General features: G+C 72.6%; 8 protein-coding genes. 1 reads left to right on the forward strand and 7 read right to left on the reverse strand.

Annotated features, from left to right (window positions below):
• The 7 genes from ABD308_RS01640 to ABD308_RS01670 form a co-directional block, all read right to left on the reverse strand.
• A partial coding sequence (locus ABD308_RS01640) for a serine/threonine-protein kinase (protein ID WP_344324309.1) occupies window positions 1–924 on the reverse strand: 924 nt, incomplete at its 3' end.
• 106 nt (window positions 925–1,030) lie between these two features.
• Window positions 1,031–2,011, reverse strand: coding sequence for an ABC transporter substrate-binding protein (locus ABD308_RS01645; RefSeq protein WP_344324312.1), 981 nt, complete (start codon window positions 2,009–2,011; stop codon window positions 1,031–1,033).
• A 42-nt stretch (window positions 2,012–2,053) separates the two neighbouring features.
• Window positions 2,054–2,806: an amino acid ABC transporter ATP-binding protein gene (locus tag ABD308_RS01650; RefSeq protein WP_344324365.1), complete on the reverse strand. Its 753-nt coding sequence runs from the start codon at window positions 2,804–2,806 to the stop codon at window positions 2,054–2,056.
• 56 nt (window positions 2,807–2,862) lie between these two features.
• Entirely contained in the window at window positions 2,863–3,876 is a 1,014-nt protein-coding gene (locus ABD308_RS01655) for an amino acid ABC transporter permease (protein ID WP_344324314.1), read from the reverse strand.
• A 34-nt stretch (window positions 3,877–3,910) separates the two neighbouring features.
• Window positions 3,911–4,861 carry an ABC transporter substrate-binding protein gene (locus tag ABD308_RS01660; protein WP_344324317.1) on the reverse strand — a complete coding sequence of 317 codons (951 nt, stop codon included), beginning with the start codon at window positions 4,859–4,861 and terminating at the stop codon, window positions 3,911–3,913.
• A 40-nt stretch (window positions 4,862–4,901) separates the two neighbouring features.
• Complete coding sequence (locus ABD308_RS01665) at window positions 4,902–5,399, reverse strand: GNAT family N-acetyltransferase (protein ID WP_425554670.1); 498 nt, start codon at window positions 5,397–5,399, stop codon at window positions 4,902–4,904.
• Window positions 5,396–6,607 carry an LLM class flavin-dependent oxidoreductase gene (locus ABD308_RS01670; protein ID WP_344324320.1) on the reverse strand — a complete coding sequence of 404 codons (1,212 nt, stop codon included), beginning with the start codon at window positions 6,605–6,607 and terminating at the stop codon, window positions 5,396–5,398. Before ABD308_RS01670 ends, ABD308_RS01665 begins: the two co-directional genes overlap by 4 nt.
• A 633-nt stretch (window positions 6,608–7,240) precedes the next feature.
• Here ABD308_RS01670 and ABD308_RS01675 point away from each other — a divergent pair.
• On the forward strand, window positions 7,241–8,174 hold a 934-nt coding region (locus tag ABD308_RS01675; RefSeq protein WP_344324323.1), incomplete at its 3' end, for an amino acid ABC transporter permease.

Genomic DNA, 8,174 nt, shown 5'->3' on the forward strand with positions numbered 1-8,174 from the left:
CTCGGCGGTGGCGGAGACCGCCGCGTCCTCGGCGTCGGCCTCGGCCTGCGCCTCGGCGAACATCTCGTCGGCCTTGCGGCGCAGCGCGTCCGGGTCGGTGCCGATCTTGAGGTCGCGCAGCCGGCGGCGGACCTCGGCCGCGTCGGCGGGCCGGTCCTCCGGGTCCTTGGCGAGCAGTTGGAGGACCAGCCGGTCCAGCGTCGGGTCGGACGTGCCGGGGGCCGTCGGCTGCTCGTTGAGGTGCTTGAACATCATGCTCACCGGCGAGTCGGCGCTGAACGGGCGGCGGCCGGTGCACAGCTGGTAGAGCACCGCGCCGAGCGCGTACAGGTCGGCCCGGCCGTCGATGTGGCCGCCGGACCAGCACTCCGGCGCCAGGTAGGCCGGGGTGCCGATGACCACGCCGGTGGAGGTGAGCCCGCCGCCCTGCTGGGTGAGCAGGCGGGCGATGCCGAAGTCCAGCACCTTGGCCTCACCGGTGTCGGTGATCATGATGTTCTCGGGCTTGATGTCCCGGTGCACCACGCCGCTGCGGTGCGCGGAGTCCAGCGCCTTGCAGACCTGCCGCACCCAGCGCAGGGCGACGGACAGCTCCGGGCGGGCGCCGTCGCGCAGCAGCGCGGAGAGCGGCCGGCCCCGGACCAGCTCCATCACCAGGTAGTGGGTCGAGCGCGCGCCCTCCTGCATCCGCCCGTAGTCGTACAGGGTGACGATGTGCGGATGGGACAGGCCGCCGACGGTCCTGGCCTCGCGGATGAACCGGCCGATCGACTCCTCGTCGCCGGCCTTCTCCTCGGAGAGCACCTTGAGCGCGACCGCCCGCCCGATGGTCTCGTCGTGGGCGGCCCAGACCACGCCGAACCCGCCCTGGCCGAGCTCCCGGTCCAGCCGGTAGCGGCCGCCCACGACATCGCCCGCCTTCATGCGTTCCCCCACCAGTCCGCCGGACCCGACCACCGTTCATCCTGACCGGGTCAGGTTAGCGGCGGGCACCCGTGTTCGGGTGAACTACCCCGGGCCCGGGCGGCCGTCACGTCTTCGGCAGGCCCACCGGGTTGATCTCGGAGGCCTGCACGGCCTCGGCGTCCAGGCCCCAGCGCTTCAGCACCTGGCCGTAGGTGCCGTTCTTGATCACCTCGTTGATGGCCCCGTTCAGCGCCTGGACCAGGCCGTTGTCCTTCCTCGTGGTGGCCCCGATCTTGCCGAGCACCTCGGCGCCGGCGCCCGAGTAGGTGCCGATCACCTCGGTCTCGCCGGTCTGCACGGCGTGGAAGGCGGTGACCGGGTTGGGGCCGACGTAGGCGTCGATCCGGCCGGAGGAGAGCGCCAGGTAGTAGTCGGACGAGGCCTGGAAGTACTTGATGTCGGCGGCCTTCAGGCCGTTCTTCACGTTCTCCTCGTTCCAGGCGATCAGCAGCTTCTCCTGGTTGGTGCCGGAGGAGACCGCGACGGTCTTGCCCGCGATGTCCTTGGGGCCGGTGATCTTCCAGCCGGTGCCCTTCTTCGCCTCGAAGCCGAGGATGTCGAGGCGGTAGGTGGCGAAGTCGTACTTCTCCTTGCGGGCCTCGGTGACGGTGATGTTGGAGATGCCGACGTCGTACTTGCCGCTGTCCAGGCCGACGAAGATGTTCTCCCAGGAGACCGGGTTGAACTCGACGTCGAGTCCGAGCACGTTGCCGATCAGCGAGGCGATGTCCGGCTCCACGCCGATGATCGTCTTGTCGTCGTTGGCGTAGAAGTCCAGGGGCGGCGTGGTGCCGAGCGAGTCGACCACGGTCAGTCTTCCGCGCTTTCTGATCTCCTCCGGCACCAGTGCCGCGAGGGCGTCCACCTTGGGCGTGGTCACCCGGTTCTGCTGGGGCGTCAGGTTCACCGTGGCCCCGTTCGGCGCGGTGTCGCCCTTCGCGGCGCCGAGGTCCGCCGTGGCGTCCGAGGAGCCGCCGCAGGCGGCCAGGGTGAGGGCGGCGGCGAGCGCGGCGGCGGTCACCAGGGCGCGACGGGGTAGGGACATGGCGGGGCTCCTGCCGTTGAGGGGGTTCTGCGGTTCGGTGGTTCAGAGGACCTTGGCCAGGAAGGCCTTGGTCCGTTCGTGCCGCGGCTCGTCGAGGACCTCGCGCGGCGGGCCCTGCTCGACCACCACGCCGCCGTCCATGAAGACCACGGTGTCGGCGACCTCACGGGCGAAGCCGATCTCATGGGTGACCACGATCATCGTGGTGCCGGTCCGCGCGAGGTCCTTGATGACGTCCAGCACCTCGCCGACCAGTTCCGGGTCGAGCGCCGAGGTCGGCTCGTCGAACAGCAGCACCTTCGGGTCCAGCGCCAGCGCCCGGGCGATCGCCACCCGCTGCTGCTGGCCGCCGGAGAGCTGTCGCGGGTAGGCGGCGGCCTTCTCGGCCAGGCCCACCCGTTCGAGCAGTTCCAGGGCGCGGGCCCGGGCCTCCGCCTTCGGCCGGCCCAGCGCGCTGACCGGCGCCTCGGTGAGGTTCTCCAGCACGGTCAGGTGCGGGAAGAGGTTGAAGTTCTGGAAGACGAAGCCGATGTGGGTGCGCTGCCGCAGGACCTCGCGCTCCTTGAGCTCGTGCAGCCGGTCCCCGGAGCGCCGGTAGCCGATCAGCTCGCCGTCGATCGCGACGAAGCCCCGGTCCAGCTTCTCCAGGTGGTTGATCGAGCGCAGCAGAGTGGACTTGCCGGAGCCGGACGGCCCGAGCACCACGGTCACCGAGCCGGCCGGCACGTCGAGGTCGACGCCGCGCAGCACCGCGTTCGGGCCGAAGCTCTTCCACAGGCCGCGCACCTGGACCATCGGCGGCGCCGACGGCTCCCCGGTCCGCTCGACGGCGGGTTCCTCGGCGAGGGTGGTCATGAGCGTCCTCCGGTGGCGACGGCGGTGGCGGTGCGGGCGCGCAGGCCCCGGACGAGGGTCCGGGCCCGCTGGAGCGGGGTGGGCGGCGGCGTGCGGTCGGCGCCACGGGCGAAGTAGCGCTCGACGTAGTACTGGCCGATCGACAGCACGGTGGTGAGCAGCACGTACCAGACGGTGGCGACCATCAGCATCGGCACCACCCGGCCGGTGCGGCCGTACACCACCTGCACCTGGTAGAAGAGTTCGCCGATCGCCATCACGTAGACCACCGAGGTGCCCTTGAACAGCGAGATCACCTCGTTGGCGGCGGCCGGCAGGATGCCGCGCATGGCCTGCGGCAGCACGATCCGCCAGGCCTGCCGCCAGCGCGGCACGCCGAGCGCGGCGGCGGCCTCGCGCTGGCCGGGGTCGACGGCGATCACGCCGCCGCGGATGATCTCGGCGGCGAACGCGGCCTGGTGCAGCCCGAGGCCGAGCACCGCCGCGCCGAGCGCGCCCAGGACGCCGACCGTCTCGAACTCCCCGAAGGTCGGGCCGAACGGGACGCCGAAGCCGAACCGCTTGTAGAGGTAGGAGAGGTTGAACCAGAAGACCAGCTGGACGATCAGCGGGATCGAGCGGAACACCCAGACGTAGGCCCAGGCGACGGTCTGCAGGATCAGGCTGCGGGAGAGCCGCATCGCGGCCACCACGGCGCCGAGCAGGAAGCCCAGCACGGTGCCGTAGGCGGTGAGTTCGACGGTCCGGCCGACCGCCCGCAGGATGGTGTCGGCGGAGAAGAACAGCCGGAAGGTCGCCCAGTCCCAGCCGGGGTTGGTGGCCAGGCCGTGGGCGAACTGCGCCAGCAGGACGAGGGTGGCGACGCCGGCCGCCCAGCGCCAGGGGTGCCGGGTGCGGACGGTGCGCAGCCCGGCGAGCTCGCCGAGGTCGAGCGGGGCGCCCGGACGGGCGGCGGCTCCGGGTCTGCCGCCGGGCTTCGCGAGGGGTTCGGTGGTGGTGGCGGTGCTCATGGGGGACTCCTCCCAAGGGGCCCTGGACAGGGGGTCACTTGTGCTCGGGCGGGCTGATCAGGGACTCCTTGACGGCCGAGTCCGTCACCCCCCACTTCTTGAGGATCCGCTCGTACGTGCCGTCCTTGATCAGCTCGTTGACGGCGGCCTGGAACGCGGGGGTGAGCGGGGAGCCCTTCTTGAACGCGAAGCCGACGTCGAGGCGGTGGAACTCGCCGAGGAAGCGGGTGCCGGAGGCCTCCTGGGAGGCCTGGTAGCGCAGGCCGTTGATGGTGGACATCAGGATGTCCACCCGGCCCTGCTGGAGGCTGGTGAGCGTGGCGCCGTTGTCGCTGAACGCCTTGACCTCGTACGGCTTCCTGCCCGCGTCGGTGCAGACGTTCTTCTTCGCGTTGAGCGTGGTCTCGAAGGTGGTGCCGGCGCCGGTGCCGATGGTCAGCCCGCAGAGCTGGACCAGGTCGGTGACCGGCTGGACCGAGGTGTTGTCCTTCTTGACCGCGAAGCCCTGGCCGTCGTCGATGTAGGTGACGAAGTCGATCGTCTTCAGCCGGGCCTCGGTGACCCCGAAGTTGCCGGTGCCGACGTCGTACTTGCCGCTGCCGAGCGCGGGCAGGATGGTCTCGAAGGCCGCCTCCTCGCGCTGCACGGTCAGGCCGAGCACCTTGGCCACCGCGTCGGCGAAGTCGATGTCCAGGCCGGCGGCCTTCTTGGTGGCCTGGTCGGCGTAGAAGGCGGACGGCGGGGTGCCGATCGAGGAGCCGAACCTGACCGTCCCGGCGGCCTTGACGTCGGCGGGCAGCAGCGCGGCGGCGGTGTCCGACTTCTTCACGCCGGAGACGAGGTCCTCGGCGGCGGCGGAGACGGCCTGCCCGCCGGGGCCCGCCGCGGCCGTCGGCTTCGGGTCCGAGCCGCACGCGGCCAGCGCCAGGACCGGCAGCAGGGCGGTGGCCGCGAGCAGGCGGCGGCGGACGGTGGAGGTTCTCACGGGTACGGGTGCCTTTCGGGGTGGGGCAGGTCTGCGCGGATCAGTGGAGGTGCTTCTCGAACGGCAGCGGGCCGATGGTCAGCGGGTCGGCGGCGACGTCGAACAGCGGGGTGTAGCCGTTGACCAGGTAGAGCCCCTTGGCCTCGGGCTGGAGCGGGCCGGTGGTGAGGAAGATCCGGTGGTAGCCGGCCGCGCCGGCGGCCCGCTCCAGCTCGGCCAGCACCCGGGTGGCCAGGCCCCGGCGGCGGTGCGCCGAGTGCGTCCACATCCGCTTCACCTCGGCCGTCCGGGCGTCGAGGCGCTTGTACGCGCCGCCGGCCACCGGCTCGCCGTCCTCCAGCAGGAGCAGCAGGACGCCGCCGTGCGGCTCGGCCCAGCTGTCCGCCGGGTAGCGGGTCATCTCCTGGTGCGCCTCGGGGCCGTAGCGGCGGACGTACTCCTCGGTGAGCTCGCGCACCAGCGGCTCGGCGAGCGGGTCGTCGATGCGCACCCGGCGGACCTCGACGTCGAGGGCCCGCACACCGGCCGGGCCCGTCACGCCTGGACCGCGATCAGCTGGTGCCGGTCGCGCTCGGCCCGCTCGGCCTTGGCGGCCCCGGCGGCGTCGGCCGCTTCGGCGGCTTCGGCGGCTTCGGCGGCTTCGGCGGCGGCCTTCGCGGCGTCCCGCTTGGCGACCTCCTCGCGGACGATCGGGATCACGTACCGGCCGAAGTCGATCGCGTCGTCCACCAGGTGGTAGCCGCGCGCGGAGAGGATGTCCACGCCCAGGTCGTAGTAGTCGAGCAGCGCCTGGGCGACCGTCTCCGGGGTGCCGACCAGCGCGTTGGAGTTGCCCGCCCCGCCGGTGGCGGCGGCGGTCGGCGTCCACAGCGCCCGGTCGTAGCGCTCGCCCGCCTCGGCGATCTCCCGCAGCCGCCGGGAGCCGGTGTTCTCCGGCGCGGCGCCGGCCGGGCGGCCCCGGCGGACCAGCTCGCCGCCCTCCCGGCGGGCCCGGATCGCGTCCACCGTCCGGTGCGCCTTCTCCCAGGCCAGCTCCTCGGTCGGCGCGATGATCGGCCGGAACGCCACCTGGATCCGCGGCACGTCGGTCCGCCCGGCGGCCCGCGCCGCCTCCTTCACCCGCTCGATCTGCTCGGCCGTGCGGGCCAGCGGCTCGCCCCAGAGGCAGTAGACGTCCGCCTCGGCGCCGCCGGCCGCGTACGCCGCCTCCGAGGAGCCGCCGAAGGAGACGCCCGGGCGCGGCTGCTGCACGGGGAAGACGTCGGCGACGAAGTCGTCGAAGCGGTAGTGCGCGCCCTCGTGGTCGAAGGGCTCCCGGCTGGTCCAGGCCTTCTTGACGATCCCGATGTACTCCCTGGTCCGGGCGTACCGCTCGTCCTTGGTGAGGAAGTCGCCCTCGCGCCGCTGCTCGTGGTCGCTGCCGCCGGTGATGAAGTGGACGGTGAGCCGGCCCTCGCTGATCCGGTCCAGCGTGGCGAAGGTCTTGGCGGCGAAGGTCGGGTACGAGACGTTCGGGCGGTGCGCGAGCAGGATCTGCAGGGTGTCGAGACGCGCGGCCAGGAACGCGGCGGCGGGCGCCGGGTCGGGGGCGCCGGAGCCGTAGGCGAACAGCACCCGGTCCCAGCCGTGGTCCTCGTGGGCGCGGGCCAGCCGCAGGGTGTAGTCGCGGTCGAACGCGGCGGTGGTGCGCGCGGTGGTCTCGGTGCCGTCGGCGGTGGCGGCGATGCCGAGGAATTCGACGGGCATGGTGGCGGAACCTTTCGGGTCGTACGCGGTCCGGTGGGCTGCGGGTGGGCAGGACCGGATAGAGCCCTGTGCAAGGAGGGCGGCGGGCACGTGACGGCCCGCGGGCGGACGGAGGGAATGCCGGAGCGCAGCGCGGTGAGGAGGCGGGAGGAGGCGGCGGCAGCGCGCTTGGGAGCCGTCAGGTGGTGACGGCTCTCCCGGCCCGGCGCGGGGCACCGAGGGAGGTCCCCGCGAGGGAGGACGGGGCCGGAAGGACGGCCCGCTGCCGGGTCAGCCGCGACACGCCGCGGACCACACCCGACCGAAGTCGATGTGGTCGCGGGTGACCAGGGGCTGCTCGGCGTACATGGCCTCAAGTTGAGCAGCGAACCGCGCACGGCGTCAACCACCCTCCATTGCCGCCGTGTTGCGATCTCCTGTCGCCCCGCGACAGGTGGCCGGACCCGGCCCGGGGCGGGCGCCCCACCCTTGACACCCGCCGATCGCTCACGCGTACGATCGCGAGCGGAGTGCAGTGCACCGCCGGCCGCGTTGAGGGACGCGGGCCGGCCGCAACGGCCGTACGTGACCACGCCGTACCCGCCCCGTGCGCCCGCCCGCGCGCATCTCCGCCCTCCCGCCTGGAGCCTCAGCATGGCCACCCCGCCGGACGTCCTGCCCGTCCCCGCCCGCCCCCTCGCCCTCACCGGATCCGCCGCCCCGCCGCCCGCGGCCGACGCCGCGGCCGCCACCGCCCGGATCGTCCCCCGCCGCCGCCCCGGACAGTGGGTCTCCGCCGCCGTCGCCCTGCTGCTCTTCGCGATGGTGGTCAACTCGCTGGCCCGCAACAAGGCGTTCCAGTGGGACGTGGTCGCCGACTGGTTCACCGCCGCCTCGGTGATGAACGGCCTGACCCTGACCCTCTGGCTGACCGCCGTCACCCTCGGCCTCGGCTTCCTGCTCGGCACCGTGCTCGCCACCATGCGGCTGTCCGCCAACCCGGTGCTGCGCACGCTCAGCTGGGTCTACATCTGGATCTTCCGCTCCACCCCGGCCCTGGTGCAGCTGCTGCTCTTCTTCAACATCGGCGCCCTCTACCCGACGCTCGGCCTCGGCATCCCGTTCGGCCCGGAGTTCCTCACCGTCCGCACCGTCAACCTGTTCGGCCCGACCCTCACCGCCGTGGTCGGCCTGACCCTGCTGGAGGCCGCGTACGCCGCCGAGGTGGTGCGCGGCGGCATCCTCTCCGTCGACCGGGGCCAGCTGGAGGCCGCCTCCGCCCTCGGGATCGGCCGGTGGCGGGTGCTGCGCCGGATCGTCGTCCCGCAGGCGATGCGCTCCATCGTGCCGACCGCCGGCAACATGCTGATCAGCGCGCTCAAGGGGACCAGCATCATCAGCGTGCTGGCCGTCTCCGACCTGCTCTACTCGGTCCAGCTGGTCTACCTGCAGTCCTACCAGGTCATCCCGATGCTGATGGTCGCCACCATCTGGTACATCGTGATCACCACGGTGCTGTCGATCGGGCAGTACTACGTCGAGCGGCACTACGCGAAGGGCGCGACCCGCGAGGGGCTGCCGCCCACGC

The organism is Kitasatospora putterlickiae (assembly GCF_039527695.1).
Taxonomy (GTDB): domain Bacteria; phylum Actinomycetota; class Actinomycetes; order Streptomycetales; family Streptomycetaceae; genus Kitasatospora; species Kitasatospora putterlickiae.